General features: G+C 62.2%; 16 protein-coding genes. 15 read left to right on the top strand and 1 reads right to left on the bottom strand.

Annotated elements, in window-relative coordinates:
* Nucleotides 1-48 precede the first annotated feature (48 nt).
* The 6 genes from IEC33019_RS22890 (at nucleotide 49) to IEC33019_RS22865 (ending at nucleotide 6,952) form a co-directional block, all read left to right on the top strand.
* Nucleotides 49-1,410, top strand: coding sequence for an aspartate aminotransferase family protein (locus IEC33019_RS22890; protein ID WP_070093646.1), 1,362 nt, complete (start codon nucleotides 49-51; stop codon nucleotides 1,408-1,410).
* A gap of 169 nt (nucleotides 1,411-1,579) precedes the next feature.
* Entirely contained in the window at nucleotides 1,580-2,677 is a 1,098-nt protein-coding gene (locus IEC33019_RS22885) for a polyamine ABC transporter substrate-binding protein (RefSeq protein ID WP_070093645.1), read from the top strand.
* Between the two features lie 160 nt (nucleotides 2,678-2,837).
* Nucleotides 2,838-3,932 (top strand): polyamine ABC transporter substrate-binding protein, encoded by a 1,095-nt coding sequence (locus IEC33019_RS22880; protein WP_070093644.1) that lies wholly within the window; start codon nucleotides 2,838-2,840, stop codon nucleotides 3,930-3,932.
* 70 nt (nucleotides 3,933-4,002) lie between these two features.
* Nucleotides 4,003-5,145, top strand: a complete 1,143-nt coding sequence (gene potA / locus IEC33019_RS22875; RefSeq protein WP_070093643.1) for a polyamine ABC transporter ATP-binding protein — start codon at nucleotides 4,003-4,005, stop codon at nucleotides 5,143-5,145.
* A complete protein-coding gene (locus IEC33019_RS22870; RefSeq protein ID WP_099593943.1) occupies nucleotides 5,142-6,062 on the top strand; it encodes an ABC transporter permease subunit in 921 nt (306 codons plus the stop codon). The genes potA and IEC33019_RS22870 overlap by 4 nt, the downstream gene beginning before the upstream one ends.
* Nucleotides 6,059-6,952 carry an ABC transporter permease subunit gene (locus tag IEC33019_RS22865; protein WP_070093641.1) on the top strand — a complete coding sequence of 298 codons (894 nt, stop codon included), beginning with the start codon at nucleotides 6,059-6,061 and terminating at the stop codon, nucleotides 6,950-6,952. The genes IEC33019_RS22870 and IEC33019_RS22865 overlap by 4 nt, the downstream gene beginning before the upstream one ends.
* A gap of 99 nt (nucleotides 6,953-7,051) precedes the next feature.
* Here IEC33019_RS22865 and IEC33019_RS22860 read toward each other — a convergent pair whose 3' ends face one another.
* The gene (locus tag IEC33019_RS22860) at nucleotides 7,052-8,014 is read right to left on the bottom strand and encodes an IS110 family transposase (protein ID WP_099593050.1); all 963 of its coding nucleotides are present in this window, start codon (nucleotides 8,012-8,014) and stop codon (nucleotides 7,052-7,054) included.
* A 552-nt stretch (nucleotides 8,015-8,566) separates the two neighbouring features.
* On the opposite strand from IEC33019_RS22860, the gene IEC33019_RS22855 reads away from it, so the two are divergent.
* From IEC33019_RS22855 to IEC33019_RS22815, 9 genes are all read left to right on the top strand, one after another.
* The gene (locus IEC33019_RS22855; protein WP_070092051.1) at nucleotides 8,567-9,655 is read left to right on the top strand and encodes an efflux RND transporter periplasmic adaptor subunit; all 1,089 of its coding nucleotides are present in this window, start codon (nucleotides 8,567-8,569) and stop codon (nucleotides 9,653-9,655) included.
* A complete protein-coding gene (locus IEC33019_RS22850; RefSeq protein WP_070092050.1) occupies nucleotides 9,652-10,719 on the top strand; it encodes an efflux RND transporter periplasmic adaptor subunit in 1,068 nt (355 codons plus the stop codon). Before IEC33019_RS22855 ends, IEC33019_RS22850 begins: the two co-directional genes overlap by 4 nt.
* The gene (locus IEC33019_RS22845; protein WP_070092049.1) at nucleotides 10,716-13,766 is read left to right on the top strand and encodes an efflux RND transporter permease subunit; all 3,051 of its coding nucleotides are present in this window, start codon (nucleotides 10,716-10,718) and stop codon (nucleotides 13,764-13,766) included. Before IEC33019_RS22850 ends, IEC33019_RS22845 begins: the two co-directional genes overlap by 4 nt.
* Before the next feature lie 239 nt (nucleotides 13,767-14,005).
* A complete protein-coding gene (oscA, locus tag IEC33019_RS22840) occupies nucleotides 14,006-14,188 on the top strand; it encodes a sulfur starvation response protein OscA (RefSeq protein WP_070092048.1) in 183 nt (60 codons plus the stop codon).
* A gap of 47 nt (nucleotides 14,189-14,235) precedes the next feature.
* Nucleotides 14,236-15,243, top strand: a complete 1,008-nt coding sequence (locus IEC33019_RS22835; protein WP_070092047.1) for a sulfate ABC transporter substrate-binding protein — start codon at nucleotides 14,236-14,238, stop codon at nucleotides 15,241-15,243.
* A gap of 100 nt (nucleotides 15,244-15,343) precedes the next feature.
* Nucleotides 15,344-16,162 carry a sulfate ABC transporter permease subunit CysT gene (gene cysT / locus IEC33019_RS22830; protein ID WP_070092046.1) on the top strand — a complete coding sequence of 273 codons (819 nt, stop codon included), beginning with the start codon at nucleotides 15,344-15,346 and terminating at the stop codon, nucleotides 16,160-16,162.
* A gap of 13 nt (nucleotides 16,163-16,175) precedes the next feature.
* Entirely contained in the window at nucleotides 16,176-17,048 is an 873-nt protein-coding gene (gene cysW, locus IEC33019_RS22825) for a sulfate ABC transporter permease subunit CysW (RefSeq protein ID WP_070092045.1), read from the top strand.
* Between the two features lie 3 nt (nucleotides 17,049-17,051).
* A complete protein-coding gene (locus IEC33019_RS22820; protein ID WP_070092044.1) occupies nucleotides 17,052-18,041 on the top strand; it encodes a sulfate/molybdate ABC transporter ATP-binding protein in 990 nt (329 codons plus the stop codon).
* Nucleotides 18,042-18,354: 313 nt separating this feature from the next.
* Complete coding sequence (locus IEC33019_RS22815) at nucleotides 18,355-18,936, top strand: alpha/beta hydrolase (protein ID WP_070092043.1); 582 nt, start codon at nucleotides 18,355-18,357, stop codon at nucleotides 18,934-18,936.
* Nucleotides 18,937-18,958 lie beyond the last annotated feature (22 nt).

Genomic DNA, 18,958 nt, shown 5'->3' with positions numbered 1-18,958 from the left:
TCAAACTTGGGGCCGCTGGAGCGCGGCTGTCGGATAACGGAGAAGCACATGAGCGTCAACAACCCGCAAACCCGTGAATGGCAAACCCTGAGCGGTGAGCACCACCTGGCACCTTTCAGCGACTACAAGCAGCTGAAGGAAAAAGGGCCGCGCATCATCACCAAGGCCCAGGGCGTGCATTTGTGGGACAGCGAGGGTCACAAGATCCTCGACGGCATGGCGGGCCTGTGGTGCGTGGCCGTCGGCTATGGCCGTGAAGAACTGGTGCAGGCGGCGGAAAAACAGATGCGTGAGCTGCCGTACTACAACCTGTTCTTCCAGACCGCTCACCCGCCAGCCCTGGAGCTGGCCAAGGCGATCACCGATGTGGCGCCCAAGGGCATGACCCATGTGTTCTTCACCGGCTCCGGCTCCGAAGGCAACGACACCGTGCTGCGCATGGTCCGCCACTACTGGGCGCTCAAGGGCAAGCCTAACAAGCAGACCATCATCGGCCGCATCAACGGCTACCACGGCTCCACCGTCGCCGGCGCCAGCCTGGGCGGCATGAGTGGCATGCACGAACAGGGCGGCCTGCCGATCCCGGGCATCGTGCACATCCCGCAGCCGTACTGGTTCGGTGAAGGCGGCGACATGACCCCGGATGAGTTCGGTGTATGGGCCGCCGAGCAGTTGGAAAAGAAAATCCTGGAAGTGGGCGAAGACAACGTCGCGGCGTTCATCGCCGAGCCGATCCAGGGTGCGGGCGGGGTAATCATCCCGCCGGACACCTACTGGCCGAAGATCAAGGAGATCCTCGCCAAGTACGACATTCTGTTCGTCGCCGACGAGGTGATCTGTGGCTTTGGCCGTACCGGCGAGTGGTTCGGATCGGACTACTACGGTCTGGAACCTGACTTGATGACAATCGCCAAGGGCCTGACCTCCGGTTACATCCCCATGGGTGGTGTGATCGTGCGTGACACCGTGGCCCAGGTACTGAGCGAAGGCGGCGACTTCAACCACGGCTTCACCTATTCCGGCCACCCGGTGGCTGCCGCCGTGGGCCTGGAAAACCTGCGCATCCTGCGCGACGAGAAGATCGTCGAGCGGGCCAGGACCGAAACGGCACCTTATTTGCAAAAGCGTTTGCGTGAGCTGCAAGACCACCCGCTGGTGGGCGAGGTGCGCGGCCTGGGCCTGCTCGGTGCGATCGAGCTGGTCAAGGACAAGGCGACCCGCACCCGTCACGAGGGCAAGGGCGTCGGCATGATCTGTCGTACGCACTGCTTCGAAAACGGACTGGTGATGCGTGCGGTGGGCGACACCATGATCATCGCGCCGCCCCTGGTGATCAGCCACGCGGAGATCGACGAGTTGGTTGAAAAGGCGCGCAAGTGCCTGGATTTGACGTACGAAGCGATCAAGTGACGGTCTGCTAGGCTGGCAAAGCGACATTAAGCGGTTACAGGGCCCTGCTTTCCTTGAAACAGCGCCTTGTAACTTGCCAGACTAGCGGCTGTTTCAGTCGCCCAGCGCTGTACCGTGGGATCTTGGCTGCTGAACAGATGGCTTGATAATAAATTCTGGAGCATTACGCATGAAGAAAATGGGCAAGACATTGCTGGCCGCGGCCCTGATGGGTGCCATGGCTACCGCTGTTCAGGCTGACGACAAGACGCTGCACGTCTACAACTGGTCCGACTACATCGCGCCGGACACCATCGCCAACTTCGAGAAGCAAACCGGCATCAAGGTCGTCTACGACGTCTTCGACAGCAACGAGACCTTGGAAGCCAAGCTGCTGGCCGGCAAGTCCGGTTACGACGTGGTCGTGCCGTCGAACAACTTCCTGGCCAAGCAGATCAAGGCTGGCGTCTACCAGGAGCTGGACCGCTCCAAGCTGCCGAACTGGAAGAACCTGGACGAAGACCTGCTCAAGGCCGTGGGCGATGCCAGCGACCCGGGCAACAAGCATGCCTTCCCGTACATGTGGGGCTCGATCGGCATCGGCTACAACCCGGAGAAGGTCAAGGCTGCGCTGGGCGTGGACAAGATCGATTCCTGGGACGCCGTGTTCAAGCCTGAGAACATCGCCAAGCTCAAGAGCTGCGGCGTGAGCTTCCTGGACGCGCCGACCGAAATGATCCCGGCGGCACTGCACTACCTGGGCAAACCGTCCAACAGCACCGACAAGAAAGACCTGAAGGCCGCCGAAGAGCTGTTCCTGAGCATTCGTCCTTCGATCACCTACTTCCACTCCTCCAAGTACATCTCTGACTTGGCCAACGGCAACATCTGCGTGGCCGTCGGCTACTCGGGCGACCTGGAGCAGTCCAAGGCCCGTGCCCACGAGGCAGGCGACAAGGTCAAGCTGAGCTACGTCATTCCGAAGGAAGGCGCAGGTACCTTCTACGACATGGTCGCCATTCCGAAGGATGCCGAAAACGTCGAAGCCGCCTACAAGTTCATGGACTTCCTGATGCAACCGGAAGTCATGGCCGGCATCACCAACGCCGTGCGTTTCCCGAACGGCAACAAGGCGGCGACTCCACTGGTCGACAAGGACATCACCAGCGACCCGAGCATCTACCCGCCGGCTGACGTGAAGAAGAAGCTGTACGCGATCGCTGACCCAGGTGCCAAGGCCCAGCGTGAGATCACTCGCAGCTGGACCAAGATCAAGTCGGGCAAGTAAGCCCGTCTCGAAGCCCTCTGGGCCGGGGTTTCCCGGCCTGGAAGGCGTGTAAGGCAATTTTGTTTGCGGCATCGATGCAGCGAAGGTAAGTTGCGCGCCGGTTTTGTGTGTACGGCAGCGTCGCCGTCACCCAGAGGCACTGATTGTGAGGACCATCCACTTGTCTATTTCCGTATTTCGCAAGGCCATGATGGCTGGAGCGGGTCTGACGCTGGCATTCGGCGTCCAAGCAGCGCCCACGGTGCATATCTACAACTGGTCGGACTACATAGGCCCGACGACCCTCGCCGATTTCCAGAAGGCGACCGGCATCGAGGCCAAGTACGACGTCTTCGACTCAAACGAAACTTTGGAAGGCAAGCTGCTGGCCGGTCGCACCGGCTATGACGTGGTCGTGCCGTCCAACCATTTCCTGGGCAAGCAGATCAAGGCGGGCGCCTTCCAGAAGCTCGACCGCAGCCTGCTGCCAAATTATTCCAATCTGGACCCGGCCCTGATGAAGCGCCTCGAGCGCAATGACCCGGGCAACCAGTACGCCGTGCCTTACCTGTGGGGCACCAACGGCATCGGTTACAACGTCGAGAAGGTCAAGGCGGTGCTGGGCACCGACAAGATCGACTCCTGGGCCGTGCTCTTCGAGCCCGAGAACATGAAGAAGCTCTCCCAGTGCGGCGTGGCCTTCCTGGACTCGGCTGACGAAATGCTGCCGGCCGTGCTCAACTACATGGGCCTGGACCCCAACAGCAGCAACCCCAAGGACTACCAGGCGGCCGAACAGAAACTCCTGGCCGTGCGTCCCTACGTGACCTACTTCCATTCCTCGAAATACATCACTGACCTGGCCAATGGCGACATCTGCGTCGCGGCTGGTTTCTCCGGTGATGTGTTCCAGGCCAAGGCCCGTGCCGAAGAAGCCGGCAAGGGCGTGAAACTGGCCTACGCCATTCCAAAGGAAGGCGGCAACCTCTGGTTCGATGTGCTGGCGATCCCCAAGGACGCCAGCAACGTCAAGGAAGCCCACGCCTTCATCAACTATCTGCTGAAACCTGAGGTCATTGCTCAGGTCAGCGATTATGTCGGTTACGCCAACCCGAACCCCAAGGCTGGCGACCTGATGGATCAGGCCGTGAGGACTGACGCTGCGGTCTACCCACCGCAGGAAGTGCTGGACAAGATGTTCGTCAATGCTGAGTTGCCACCGAAGGTGCAACGTCTGATGACCCGTAGCTGGACCAAGGTCAAGTCGGGCAAGTAATCATCCAGACCCGCGACGCCCTGCCAAAACAGGTCGTGCGGGCATAAAAATCTTGTTGGGAGTTTCACTCATGGCAGTTGCCTCCGGTGCCTATAAAAAAGCCCTCGAGGGTGGCCAGCAACCCAAGCAGGTGCTGGTCAAAATCGACCGGGTCACAAAAAAGTTCGACGAAACGGTAGCCGTGGACGATGTGTCCCTGGAAATCCGCAAGGGTGAGATCTTCGCCCTGCTGGGTGGCTCCGGTTCCGGCAAGTCCACCTTGCTGCGTATGCTTGCCGGCTTCGAGCGTCCGACCGAAGGGCGGATCTTCCTCGATGGCGTCGACATCACCGACATGCCGCCCTACGAGCGGCCGATCAACATGATGTTCCAGTCCTACGCGCTGTTCCCGCACATGACCGTGGCGCAGAACATCGCCTTCGGCCTGCAGCAGGACAAGATGCCCAAGGCCGAGATCGACGCCCGCGTGGCCGAGATGCTCAAGCTGGTGCACATGACCCAGTACGCCAAGCGCAAGCCGCATCAGCTCTCCGGTGGCCAGCGTCAGCGTGTGGCCCTGGCCCGCTCCCTGGCCAAGCGTCCGAAGCTGCTGCTGCTGGACGAGCCGATGGGCGCCCTGGACAAGAAACTGCGCTCGCAGATGCAGCTGGAGCTGGTGGAGATCATCGAGCGGGTCGGCGTGACCTGCGTGATGGTGACCCACGACCAGGAAGAGGCCATGACCATGGCCCAGCGCATCGCCATCATGCACCTGGGCTGGATCGCCCAGATCGGCAGCCCGGTGGACGTGTACGAGACCCCGACCAGCCGCCTGGTCTGCGAGTTCATCGGCAACGTCAACCTGTTCGACGGTGAAGTGGTCGAGGACGCCGAAGGCCATGCGCTGATCGCAAGCCCTGAGCTTGAACGCAACATCTTCGTGGGGCACGGGGTCACCACCTCGGTCGAAGACAAGCACATCACCTACGCCTTGCGTCCAGAAAAACTCCTGGTGACCTCCGAGCAGCCGAGCTGCCAGTACAACTGGTCGCGCGGCAAGGTCCACGACATCGCCTACCTGGGCGGTCACTCGGTGTTCTACGTGGAGCTGCCGAGCGGCAAAGTGGTCCAGTCCTTCGTCGCCAACGCCGAGCGCCAGGGCACCCGTCCGACCTGGGGTGACGAAGTGTATGTGTGGTGGGAAGACGACAGCGGCGTGGTACTGCGCTCATGAACCTTCGCAAGCTCAAGCGAGCATTCAACAAAGTGACCCCGGAGGGCCGCCATCTGGTGATCGGCGTGCCGTTCATCTGGCTGTTCCTGTTCTTCATGCTGCCGTTCTTCATCGTCCTGAAGATCAGCTTCGCTGAAGCCGACGTGGCGATCCCGCCCTACACGGAGATCTACAGCTACGTCGAGGACAAGATCCAGCTGGTGCTCAACCTGGCCAACTACGGCCTGTTGACCGAGGATGAACTGTACATCTCGGCCTACTTGGGCTCGCTGAAGATGGCCTTCTTCAGCACCCTGCTGTGCCTGCTGATCGGCTACCCGATGGCCTACGCCATTGCCAACGCACGCAAGGAAACCCAGACGGTCCTGCTGCTGCTGATCATGATGCCGACCTGGACCGCGATCCTGATCCGCGTCTATGCCTGGATGGGTATTCTCAGCAACAACGGCCTGCTCAACAGTTTCCTGCTGTGGATCGGCTTGATCGACCAGCCGCTGCAGATCCTCAACACCAACCTGGCGGTGTACATCGGCGTGGTCTATTCGTACCTGCCGTTCATGATCCTTCCGCTGTACGCGAACCTGGTCAAGCACGACCCGAGCCTGCTCGAGGCCGCAAGCGACCTGGGTTCGAGCACCTTCAACAGCTTCTGGAAGATCACCGTGCCGCTGTCGAAGAACGGCATCATCGCCGGCTGCATGCTGGTGTTCATCCCGGTGGTGGGCGAGTTCGTGATCCCTGAACTGCTCGGCGGCCCGGAAACCCTGATGATCGGCAAGGTGCTGTGGCAGGAATTCTTCAACAACCGTGACTGGCCGGTGGCATCCGCCCTGGCGGTGGTGATGCTGGCGATCCTGATCGTGCCCATCCTGCTGTTCAACCGCAGCCAGGCCAAAGAAATGGAGGGCAGAGCATGAAGCGCTTCGGTTTCTCCAAGCTGATGCTGGTGCTCGGCTTGCTGTTCATCTACCTGCCGATGCTGATCCTGGTGATCTACTCGTTCAACGCCTCCAAGCTGGTGACGGTCTGGGGCGGCTGGTCGGTGAAGTGGTACGTTGGCCTGCTCGACAACAGCCAGCTGATGGGCTCGGTGATGCGCTCGCTGGAGATCGCCTGCTACACCGCGATCGCCGCAGTGGCGCTGGGTACCCTGGCCGCCTTCGTGCTGACCCGGGTGACCCGCTTCAAGGGCCGCACCCTGTTCGGTGGCCTGGTCACCGCGCCCCTGGTGATGCCCGAGGTGATCACCGGTCTCTCGCTGCTGCTGCTGTTCGTGGCCATGGCGCAGATGATCGGCTGGCCGCAGGAGCGTGGCATCGTCACCATCTGGATCGCTCACACCACCTTCTGCGCAGCCTATGTGGCGGTGGTGGTGTCGGCGCGCCTGCGTGAGCTGGACCTGTCCATCGAAGAGGCCGCCATGGACCTGGGTGCCAAGCCGTGGAAGGTGTTCTTCCTGATCACCATCCCGATGATCGCGCCATCGCTGGCGGCGGGGGGCATGATGTCCTTCGCCCTGTCGCTGGACGACCTGGTCCTGGCCAGCTTCGTGTCCGGCCCCGGCTCGACCACCTTGCCGATGGAGGTGTTCTCCGCCGTGCGCCTTGGCGTGAAGCCTGAGATCAACGCCGTGGCCAGCTTGATCCTGCTGTCGGTGTCGTTGGTGACCTTCATGGTCTGGTACTTCAGCCGCCAGGCCGAAGAGCGTCGCCGCAAGGCCATCCAGCAGGCCATCGAAGAGGGCGCTGCGGCGAACGTTTCGCAGCCGCAGGTCAAACGTCCAACCCAGGCCACCGCGTCGGCCTGATCCACCCGGGGGCCGCCTTGCGGCCCTTCGCGGGTTAACCCGCTCCCACAGGATGGCGTCGTTCGCCTGTATCGCGGTACGCGGTCTCTGTGGGAGATTCTATGGTTGAGGGCAAAGCTTTTTTGCCCCTTTGCTGACGTATTCGCCTTGGGTCTTCATCAAGGCGAATGCAACTCTGGCGAGCTTGCGTGACAAGATAACCAGGGCCTGAGTCGTTGCCTTACCTGCCCGGCGATAGTGCTCGTAGACGTCTTTCCAGGCCGCAGACCTACTGGCCGCCATGGCGGCGTTATGCAGTAATCGACGGATCTCTGAACAACCCCGCTTGGTCAACCGTCGACGTCCGGCCTTTTGGCCGGAATCTGCAACTTTCAGGTCCATGCCTAGAAAAGCGATGTATGAATCACTGTTCTTGAATTCGCCCCGAATAAATGCGGTGACGAGGGCAACAGCGGTCAGGAAGCCAATCCCTTCAACTTTCTGACAGCGGGCGACTTGTTCGGCTAGGCCAGCCTCTTTTACCAAGACCTTCAGGCGTTTCTGGATCAGAAGATCAAGCGACTCGAAGTGCTTGGCAAAGCTGTTGAACGCCTCTTTGAGCGACATTTCATTGCCCCAGCTCTGAGTCAGACTTGTCCGCGCCGAAACCAGCGCTGCTCTGCGCCGGAGCAGGCTCTGGAGCTTGCCGTAGACAGCTGGAGGGGGCGACCAAGGACGAAGAGCACTGCCCTCGCGATCCAGGAAGCGAGCCAGCAGGCAGGCATCGGACGCATCGGTTTTAACGCGTCCGCCAACGCCCTTGCGGTAGTTGCTGAGTTGAAACCCGTCGACGACATAGACGGCGAAGCCCTTTTCGTATGCCATCTCAACCAGGTCCAGATGGTAAACATTGGTAGCTTCAACGCAGATAGCGGTATTGGCCGGCTGAAGTGCCAGCCACTTTTGGATTTCAGGCTTGGTGTTTCTAACGGTCTGCTGTTGGGCGGAGTCTTCGTAATAACAGACCAGCTCAGCCTTGGCGACATCGATGCCGATGATGAAATTGTCTACTCGCATTGCCATCGCCTGAACTCCCACGGTATGGTTTTTGAACTCGGAGGGGTTTCACCAAGAGGCGCTGGCTTGCTTCTATCGTCGTTTGCAAACGATGCATTCTTTATCGGCGCTTTGGTGAAGGGGTGGGGCGATGTCTCCCACGGTCTGTACTGCGCCTAACAGTCAGAATCGGTTTGTTCGTCCCACCACCCCTTCGAGTATCACCATACAAGCGGGTTTATCGAGGCGCCGAACCGCCGCGAACACCGGCGAAGCCGGTGCCATGCGTCCGAGTGCGCGCTGTGAGCGCGACTCGGTCAATCCGGCCAGTTCCAGGCCGGTTCATCGAGCATTCCCTGCCCCGCCATCAACGTCTGCCCCAGAACGCCCCGCACGGGCACATCGCCCTGGCGTATCTAGGGTGCTGAGCATGGGCCATTTCCTTGTCCTGTGAGCAGGCAGTATCCCTGATTCTATGTGCTGATAGTTTGATGGACCTGAGTCAGTGCCAGTTGCCTGCGCCTGATCTACGCTTTCACTCGCGTCCCTCAATCCATTTGGCACAAGCAAGGAGCCTGCATGACAGTAGCGCGTCCGCTGATGGTCGTTTGCCTGGGGCTGCTGTCCATGCTGTCGGGCTGTAGCAAGGAAGAGTCCAAAGTCGAACTCCCCAGGGTGGGTGTAATCCAGGTCAAACCTACCGACTTCGCCGCCAGGGTGACCCTGACCGGCGATGTCCAGGCGCGGGTGCAGACCGACCTGTCGTTCCGGGTCGGGGGCAAGATCATTTCCCGCAGCGTGGATGTGGGCGATCACGTCAAGGCCAATCAGGTGCTGGCGCGCCTGGACCCCAAGGACCTGCAGAACAACGTCGATTCGGCCAAGGCTGAAGTGTTCGCGGCCCAGGCGCGGGTCACCCAGACCAGCGCGGCCTTCGTACGCCAGCAAAAACTGTTGCCCAAGGGCTACACCAGCCAGAGCGAGTACGACTCCGCTCAGGCGTCGCTGCGCAGCGACCAGAGTGCGCTCAAAGCTGCCCAGGCGCAGTTGGCCGATGCTCAGGAGCAGTTGAGCTATACCGCGTTGGTGTCCGAGGCCGACGGGGTGATCACCGAACGTCAGGCCGAGGTCGGCCAGGTGGTGCAGGCGACTATGCCGATCTTCAGCCTGGCCCGCGATGGCGATCGCGATGCGGTGTTCAACGTTTATGAGTCCCTGTTGGTGGCGCCGCCGAGCGATGCGGGCGTCACCGTCAGCCTGCTGGACGATCCCAAGATCAAGGCGCAAGGGTTCGTCCGGGAAATCACTCCGACCGTCTCCGCGCAGAGTGGCACGGTGCAGGTCAAGGTGGGTCTGCGCAACGTACCTGCGGGCATGCAACTGGGAGCGCCGGTCACCGCCACCACCAATGCCCAGGGGCGACCCAGTGTCGAACTGCCCTGGTCGGCCTTGACCAAAGCGTTGCACGAGCCGGCGGTCTGGGTGGTGGGCGAGGGGGACAAGGTCGAATTGCGCAAGGTCGAGGTCACACGTTACCTGACCGGCAAAATCGTCGTCGCCAGCGGCCTGAGGAGTGGTGAAACCGTCGTGGTCAGTGGTGGGCAGTTGCTGCACCCGAACATGCAGGTGCAAAAAGTCGACGCCAAGGACGGGGGAGGGGCGCCATGAAGCGCGTGCTGCTTTTACTGCCGGCCAGCCTGTTGCTGGCCGCCTGCTCCAGTGAGGAGCAAGCGCCCGAGCCGATCCGGCCGGTGCTGTCGATGACGGTCGAGCCTCAGGTGCAGTCGCAGTTGGGGCGCTTTGCGGGCAGCATCCAGGCCCGTTTCGAAAGCACGCTGGGGTTTCGTGTGTCCGGGCGTATCGCCCGGCGTTGGCTGGACGTCGGCGCCCAGGTCAAGCCTGGCGATACGTTGGCCACCCTCGACCCGACCGACCAGCAGAACCAGCTGCGCGCCGCCGAAGGTGACTTGGCCAAGGTGCAGGCTCAGTGGATCAATGCCCAGGCCGACGCACGGCGGCAACAGCAACTGTTCGATCGCGGCGTCGGCGCCCAGGCGCAACTGGATATCGCCCAGACCAACCTCAAGACCACCGGCGCGGCGCTCGAGCAAGCCCGTTCGGCCTTGAGCCAGGCCCGCGATCAACTCGACTACAGCACCTTGCGCACCGATCACGCGGCGGTCATCACCGCCTGGCAGGCCGAAGCCGGGCAGACCGTCACCGCCGGGCAGGCCGTGGTCACCCTGGCTCGCCCTGACGTCAAGGAGGCGGTGATCGACCTGCCGATCGGACTGGCCGAGCAACTGAACAAAGGCCTGACGTTCACCGTCGCCTCGCAACTGGACCCCACCATCAACACCACCGCGACCCTACGCGAGCTGGAACCCCAGGCCGATGCCACGACCCGTACCCGTCGTGCCCGGCTGACCCTGGCCAGCACGCCGGATGCCTTTCACCTGGGCACCGCGATCAGCGTGACCCTGACCTCCGCGGTTTCGCCGCGCAGCCAGTTGCCGCTGAGCGCCTTGCTCGAACGCGATGGCAAGACCCAGGTGTGGGTAATCGACACGAAGCAGAAGACCGTGGCCCTGCGTGACGTCGCGCTCATCGAGCGCACCGAGGACAGCATTGTTCTGACCTCGGGCGTGCAGCCTGGCGAGCGGGTGGTCACTGCCGGCGTCAACAGCCTCAAGCCTGGCCAGAAGGTCACCTTCGACGAGGATGCGCAATGAAAGGAAGCTTCAACCTGTCCGAGTGGGCGCTCAGGCATCAGTCGTTCGTTTGGTACCTGATGTTCGTCGGGCTGCTGATGGGGATCTTCTCGTACTTCAATCTGGGTCGTGAGGAAGACCCGTCCTTCACCATCAAGACCATGGTGATCCAGACCCGCTGGCCCGGTGCGACCCAGGACGAGACGCTGTACCAGGTCACCGATCGCATCGAAAAGAAACTCGAGGAGCTCGACTCGCTCGACTACACCAAGAGCTACACCCGCCCTGGTGAATCCACGGTGTATGTCTACCTGCGCGACACCACCAAGGCCAAGGACATCCCGGAAATCTGGTACCAGGTGCGCAAGAAGATCCAGGACATCCGCGGCCAGTTCCCCTCGGGCATCCAGGGGCCGGCCTTCAACGACGAGTTCGGCGACGTGTTCGGCTCCATCTACGCCTTCACCGCCGATGGCCTGACCTTGCGCCAGTTGCGCGACTACGTGGAAGTGGCGCGGGCCGAAGTGCGCGATGTGCCCAACATCGGCAAGATCGAATTGATCGGCACCCAGGACGAAGTGCTCTACCTGAACTTCTCCACCCGCAAGCTGGCGGCCCTGGGCATCGACCAGCGCCAGGTGATGCAGGCGCTGCAATCGCAGAACGCAGTCACCCCGGCGGGCGTGATCGAAGCGGGCCCCGAGCGCATCTCGGTGCGCACGACCGGGCAGTTCGCCTCGGAAAAAGACCTTCAGACCGTCAACCTGCGGATCAACGACCGTTTCTTCCGCCTGGCGGATATCGCCGATATCGAACGTGGCTATGTCGACCCGCCTTCGCCGATGTTCCGCTACAACGGCCAGCCCGCCATCGGCCTGGCGATCGGCATGAAAGCCGGCGGCAACATCCAGGTGTTCGGCGCCGCGCTCAAGAAGAAGATGGACAGCGTCGTCACCGACCTGCCGGTGGGCGTGGGCGTGCACACCGTGTCCGACCAGGCCGTGGTGGTCAAGCAGGCCGTGGGTGGCTTCACCAGCGCGTTGTTCGAGGCGGTCGTGATCGTGCTGGGGGTGAGCTTCGTCAGCCTGGGCGTGCGCGCAGGTCTGGTGGTGGCCTGCTCGATTCCGCTGGTGCTGGCCATGGTGTTCGTGTTCATGGAGTACAGCGGCATCACCATGCAGCGGATTTCCCTCGGGGCGCTGATCATTGCCCTGGGCCTGCTGGTGGACGATGCGATGATCACGGTGGAGGTGATGGTCACGAGGCTCGAGATGGGCGAAAGCAAGGAGCAGGCGGCGACATTCGCCTACACCTCCACGGCCTTCCCCATGCTCACCGGTACCCTGGTGACCGTGGCCGGCTTCGTGCCGATCGGGCTCAACGCCAGCTCCGCGGGTGAATACACCTACACCTTGTTCGCCGTTATCGCGGTGGCGCTGTTGGTTTCATGGGTGGTGGCGGTGTTCTTCGCGCCCGTGCTGGGCGTGCATATCCTGAACAGCAAGCTCAAGGCCCACGAGGCCGAGCCCGGTCGCGTGGGGCGAGCCTTCGAGCACAGCCTGTTGTGGTGCATGCGCCATCGTTGGCTGACCATCATCGGCACCGTGGCGCTGTTCGTCCTGGCCTTGGTGTGCGAGCGTTTCGTGCAGAACCAGTTCTTCCCCTCGTCCGACCGCCCCGAGATCCTGGTCGACCTGAACCTGCCGCAGAACGCCTCGATCGAGGAGACCCGCAAGGTCGTCGACCGGTTCGAGGCCAGGATCAAGGATGACCCGGACCTGGTGCGCTGGAGCACCTATATCGGCCAGGGCGCGATTCGCTTCTACCTGCCGTTGGATGCGCAGTTGCAAAACGCCTACTACGCGCAGTTGGTGATCGTCAGCAAGGGCTTCGAAGAGCGTCAGGGCATGATGAAGCGCCTGGAAAAGATCCTGCGCGACGAGTTCGTGGGCATCGGCACCAACGTCCAGTCGCTGGAGATGGGCCCGCCGGTGGGGCGCCCGATCCAGTACCGGGTCAGCGGCAAGGACATTGACCAGGTACGCAAGCATGCCATCGAGCTCGCCACCCTGCTCGACGCCAACGAGCACATCGGCGAGATGATCTACGACTGGAACGAGCCCGGTAAGGTGCTGCGCGTGGAGATCGCCCAGGACAAGGCGCGCCAGTTGGGACTGTCCTCCGAGGACGTGGCCAATGTGATGAACAGCATCGTCAGCGGCACGCCGATCACCCAGGTCAACGACAACATCTACCTGGTCAACGTGGTCGCCCGCGCCGAGGACAGCGAGCGGGGCTCGCCCGATACCCTGCAGAACCTGCAAATCCTCACCCCCAATGGCACCTCGATCCCGCTGCTGGCATTCGCGACCGTGCGCTACGAGCTGGAGCAGCCCCTGGTATGGCGGCGCGATCGCAAGCCGACCATCACTATCAAGGCCTCGGTCAACGGCGACATCCAGCCCACCGATCTGGTGGCCCAGCTCAAGCCTGAGATCGACCAGTTCATCGACAAGCTGCCGGTCGGCTACGAAGTGGCCACCGGCGGCACGGTGGAAGAGAGCGCCAAGGCCCAGGGGCCGATTCGCAAGGTCATTCCGTTGATGCTGTTCCTCATGGCGACCTTCCTGATGATCCAGCTGCACAGCGTGCAGAAGCTGTTCCTGGTGGTCAGCGTGGCACCGCTGGGGTTGATCGGCGTGGTGTTGGCGCTGGTGCCCACTGGCACGCCGATGGGCTTCGTGGCCATTCTCGGCATCCTGGCGCTGGCTGGCATCATCATCCGCAACTCGGTGATTCTGGTGACCCAGATCGACGAGTTCGAGGCGCAAGGGTTCTCGCCTTGGGATGCTGTCGTGGAGGCGACCAACCATCGTCGCCGGCCCATCCTGCTGACGGCGGCGGCAGCGAGCCTTGGCATGATTCCGATCGCCCGGGAAGTGTTCTGGGGGCCGATGGCCTACGCGATGATTGGCGGCATCATCAGTGCAACGCTGCTGACGCTGTTGTTCCTGCCGGCGCTGTACGTGGCTTGGTACAAGATCCGCGAGCCGCAGGAACAACGTTAGGACACGCAACGGCCTTGTGCGGGTTTACCCGCGAATGCGTCGGTGACTCCACCCTCGCCTTCGCGGGTAAACCCGCTCCCACAGGGCCCTGTGCAGTCGTCGAAATCGCTTCTTGATTTTAGTTATATAAAAATTCTTAAACAGTATTTTTCAGAATAAATACTGCTCTCTAAGATTGCCCTCAAGCCAGGCGCAATCACCTTCCTCTGCCCGGCACTTCATACCCAAGGAGAACGAGCATGAGTGCATCTGTGCGTAGCATCGACGGTCAGGACGAAGCCACCATTCTGCGTGAGATCCAGAGCGCGCTGCGCGATCTGCGCTTCGGTGCGGTGGAGATCACCGTGCACAACGCCCAGGTCGTTCAGATCGAGCGCAAAGAGAAGTTCCGCCTCCAGCAGCCAGGCAACAAGTCCGGCTGATATCGCCCCCCAACAAATTAGAAAAAATGCCAATCGGGAGCTTCACCATGTCCATCCGCCGTTATGCGCTTGCCGCTCTGGCCAGTGCCGTTTTTGCCGGTTCCGCGATCGCCAAGGACTACGAACTGCTGAACGTATCCTACGACCCGACCCGCGAGCTGTACCAGCAGTACAACGCCGAGTTCATCAAGCACTGGCAGGCCGCTCACCCTGGCGATCAGGTGAAGATCCAGCAATCCCATGGCGGCTCGGGCAAGCAGGCCCGCGCAGTGATCGACGGCCTGCGCGCCGATGTCGTGACCCTGGCCCTGGCCGGTGACATCGATGAAGTGGCCAAGCTCGGCAAGAGCCTGCCGCAGGACTGGCAAAAACGCCTGCCCGAGGCCAGCACGCCCTATACCTCCACCATCGTGTTCCTGGTGCGCAAGGGTAATCCCAAGGGCATCAAGGATTGGGGCGACCTGATCAAGAAGGACGTCTCGGTCATCACCCCCAACCCCAAGACCTCCGGCGGTGCCCGCTGGAACTTCCTCGCCGCCTGGGCCTATGGCTTGAAGGCCGGTGGTAGCGAGGACAAGGCCAAGGCCTACGTGCAGGAGCTGTTCAAGCACGTGCCGGTCCTCGATACCGGGGCCCGGGGCTCGACCATCACCTTCGTCAACAACGGCCAGGGCGACGTGTTGCTGGCCTGGGAGAACGAAGCGTTCCTGGCACTGAAAGAAGACGGTGGCAGCGACAAGTTCGAGATCGTCGTGCCGTCGCTGTCGATCCTCGCCGAACCTCCTGTGGCCGTGGTCGACAAGAACGCCGAGAAAAAGGGCAACGTCGACATTGCCACCGAGTACTTGAAGCATCTGTACAGCCCGGCGGGCCAGAAGATCGCTGCCGAGAACTTCTACCGCCCGCGCGACGAGAAGGTCGCGGCCGAGTTCGGCAAGCAGTTCCCGAAACTGGAGCTGGTGACCATCGACAAGGACTTCGGTGGCTGGAAGACTGCGCAGCCCAAGTTCTTCAACGACGGCGGTGTCTTCGACCAGATCTATCAGGCACAGTAACCGGTAGGGAGAAGCGGGGCCGCACAGCGGCCCCAGGATTCAGAAGCCTGCACCAGCCCGAGAGCGCTCTCGGGCTTCGTGCGTTCAACCAGGGACCTTTATGTCGCGTCGTATTTCCCCCGTCATACCCGGCTTCGGGCTGACTCTGGGCTACACCTTGGTGTACCTCAGCTTGATTGTGCTCATACCACTGGCCGCCATGTTCGTGCATGCGGCGCAGCTCACCTGGGAGCAGTTCTGGAGCATCGTCAGTGCGCCTCGGGTTCTGGCTGCGCTGAAGCTGAGTTTCGGCACTGCCCTGTTCGCCGCCCTCATCAACGGTGTGATCGGCACCCTGCTGGCCTGGGTGCTGGTGCGCTATAGCTTCCCTGGGCGCAAGATCATCGACGCGATGATCGACCTGCCCTTTGCCCTGCCCACCGCCGTGGCTGGTATCGCCCTGACCGCGCTGTACGCCCCGGCTGGCTGGGTCGGTCAGTTCGCCACCGACCTGGGCCTGAAGATCGCCTACACCCCGTTGGGCATCACCCTGGCGCTTACCTTCGTCACCCTGCCGTTCGTGGTGCGCACGGTGCAGCCGGTGTTGGCCGACATCCCGCGTGAAGTCGAAGAGGCCGCCGCCTGCCTGGGCGCCAAGCCGCTGCAGGTGTTCCGCCACGTGCTGGCGCCGGCGTTGCTGCCGGCCTGGCTGACCGGCTTCGCCCTGGCGTTCGCCCGAGGCGTGGGCGAGTACGGCTCGGTGATCTTCATCGCCGGTAACATGCCGATGAAGACCGAGATCCTGCCGCTGCTGATCATGGTCAAGCTCGACCAATACGACTACACCGGGGCCACCGCCATTGGCGTGCTGATGCTGGTGGTTTCCTTCATCCTGCTGCTGCTGATCAACCTGTTGCAGCGGCGCATCGAAACCCCTTGAAGGAGGCCCGGTAATGTCTTCGTCATCCCTTGGCGCAGCGGCTGCCGCCAACGCCGCCCGTCGTGGCAGCGCGACTTCGCGACGTGTGCTGATCGGCCTGGCCTGGCTGGTGTTCGCGCTGTTCCTGTTGCTGCCGCTGTTCATCGTGGTGTCCCAGGCCCTGAAGAACGGCTTCGGCACTTTCTTCGAGGCCATCTTCGAGCCTGACGCCTTGTCGGCCCTTAAGCTCACCCTGCTTGCCGTGGTCATCTCGGTGCCGCTGAACCTGGTGTTCGGCGTCAGCGCCGCCTGGTGCGTGAGCAAGTACACCTTCCGCGGCAAGAGCGTGCTGGTGACCCTGATCGACCTGCCGTTCTCGGTCTCGCCGGTGATCGCGGGCCTGGTCTACGTGTTGATGTTCGGTGCCCAGGGCCTGTTCGGCCCCTGGCTGCAGGACCACGACATCCAGATCGTATTCGCCCTGCCGGGCATCGTGCTGGCGACCATCTTCGTCACCGTGCCCTTCGTGGCCCGTGAACTGATCCCGCTGATGCAGGAGCAGGGCACCCAGGAGGAGGAGGCCGCCCGTCTGCTCGGCGCCAACGGCTGGCAGATGTTCTGGCACGTGACCCTGCCGAACATCAAATGGGGCCTGATCTACGGCGTGGTGCTGTGCACCGCGCGGGCCATGGGTGAGTTCGGCGCCGTGTCGGTGGTGTCCGGGCATATCCGCGGCGTCACCAACACCTTGCCGCTGCACGTGGAGATCCTCTACAACGAGTACAACCACGTCGCGGCCTTCAGCGTAGCCAGCCTGCTGCTGATCCTGGCGCTCTTCATCCTGCTGCTCAAGCAGTGGAGCGAGAACCGTATTAACCGCCTGCGCCACAGCGCCGCGGAGGAATGATTCATGTCGATCGAAGTTCGTAACGTCAGCAAGCGTTTCAACGCCTTCCAGGCCCTGGACAACATCAACCTGGATATCAACAGCGGTGAGCTGGTGGCCCTGCTGGGCCCGTCCGGCTGCGGCAAGACCACCCTGCTGCGCATCATCGCTGGCCTGGAAACCCCGGATCAGGGCAATATCGTGTTCCACGGCGAGGACGTGTCTGGCCACGACGTGCGTGATCGCAACGTCGGTTTCGTGTTCCAGCACTACGCGCTGTTCCGCCACATGAGCGTGTTCGACAACGTCGCCTTTGGCCTTCGCATGAAGCCCAAGGGGGAGCGTCCGAGCGAGAGCAAGATCGCCGAAAAAGTGCATGAGTTGCTGAACATGGTGCAGCTCGACTGGCTGTCCGACCGCTACCCCGAACAGCTGTCAGGCGGCCAGCGTCAGCGTATCGCCCTGGCCCGTGCCCTGGCGGTGGAACCCAAGGTGTTGTTGCTCGACGAGCCCTTCGGCGCGCTGGACGCCAAGGTGCGCAAGGAGCTGCGCCGCTGGCTGGCCCGCCTGCACGAGGACATCAACCTGACCTCGGTGTTCGTGACCCACGACCAGGAAGAGGCCATGGAAGTGGCCGATCGCATCGTGGTGATGAACAAGGGCGTGATCGAGCAGATCGGCTCGCCGGGCGAAGTGTATGAAAACCCCGCCAACGACTTCGTCTACCACTTCCTGGGCGACTCCAACCGCCTGAGCCTGAGCGAGGGGCAGCATGTGCTGTTCCGCCCGCATGAAGTGTCCTTGTCGCGTCATGAGACCGAAGGCCACCAAGCGGCCGAGGTTCGTGATATCCGGCCATTGGGCGCGACCACGCGCGTGACCCTGAAGGTGCCAGGGCAGAGCGAGTTGATTGAGGCGGAGGTGGTCAAGGACCATGACAGTCTGTCGGGGCTGGCGCGCGGGGAGACGTTGTTCTTCCGGCCGAAAGTCTGGCAGAAGGTGGCGGATATCTGACCCTCGCGCGCCTGCAGCGATTGTGCAGACCGCGCGCTGACCTTCAGGCAAGTGCTTCAGGGGCCATTTTCCTTGGCAGGGGATGGCCCTTTTTTTGCCTATCACCTTCCCTTGTAGGGGCGGGCTTGTCCCGCGAAGGGCCGCGCAGCGGCCCGAATCCCGTCTGCGGTGCGCTTGGCCCTTCACAGAGCAAGGCTGCGCCCCACAGAAATCGATGGTCAGGTTATAAGTAAATAGCCTCTTATTCCTTTACGTATATAACTGCCTCCCGGATACTTCACCCCAAGCACGCAAACTTCCAGGAGGCGTCCCCATGCGCAATGAGTCGATCCGTTACCTGATTGTGCCGGGCTGGCAAGGATCGCCAGACAATCATTGGCAAAGTCACTGGCAGCGCAGCCTGCCCAACAGCGTCCGGGTCGAGCAGCGCGACTGGCTCACACCGCAGCGGCGCGACTGGGTCCAGGCACTGGAGCAGGCGGTCGCCGCCGAACGTTCGCCGGTGATCCTGATCGCCCACAGTCTGGGTTGCATCACCGTCGCCCATTGGGCTGCCCAGGCCCGCCCGGCCTTGCTGCGCCAGGTGCGTGGGGCGTTGCTGGTGGCACCGGCGGATGTCGAGCGGCCCACGTGCTCGGCAGCGCTGCGCAATTTCGCGCCGATTCCGTTGCAGCCGTTGCCATTCCCCAGTCAGGTGGTCAGCTCGGACAACGACTCGGCCGTGAGCGTGCCGCGCGCCCTGCACTTGGCACGGGCCTGGGGCGCCGAGGTGGGGCTGCTGGCCAACGCCGGGCACATCAACGTCAAGTCCGGCCATGAGCGTTGGGAGCAAGGTTTCGCCTACCTCTATCGCCTGCAAGGCCGGATCGAGCAGCGGGCCCTGCGCCGCGCCTGATCCGCGAACCGTTCACGTCCAC

Origin of the sequence: Pseudomonas putida (assembly GCF_002741075.1) — a bacterium.
In the GTDB taxonomy this organism is placed as follows: Bacteria; Pseudomonadota; Gammaproteobacteria; order Pseudomonadales; family Pseudomonadaceae; genus Aquipseudomonas; species Aquipseudomonas putida_T.
The sequence above is the reverse complement of the archived record's forward strand: the minus strand, read 5'-3'. Positions and strand labels throughout refer to the sequence as shown.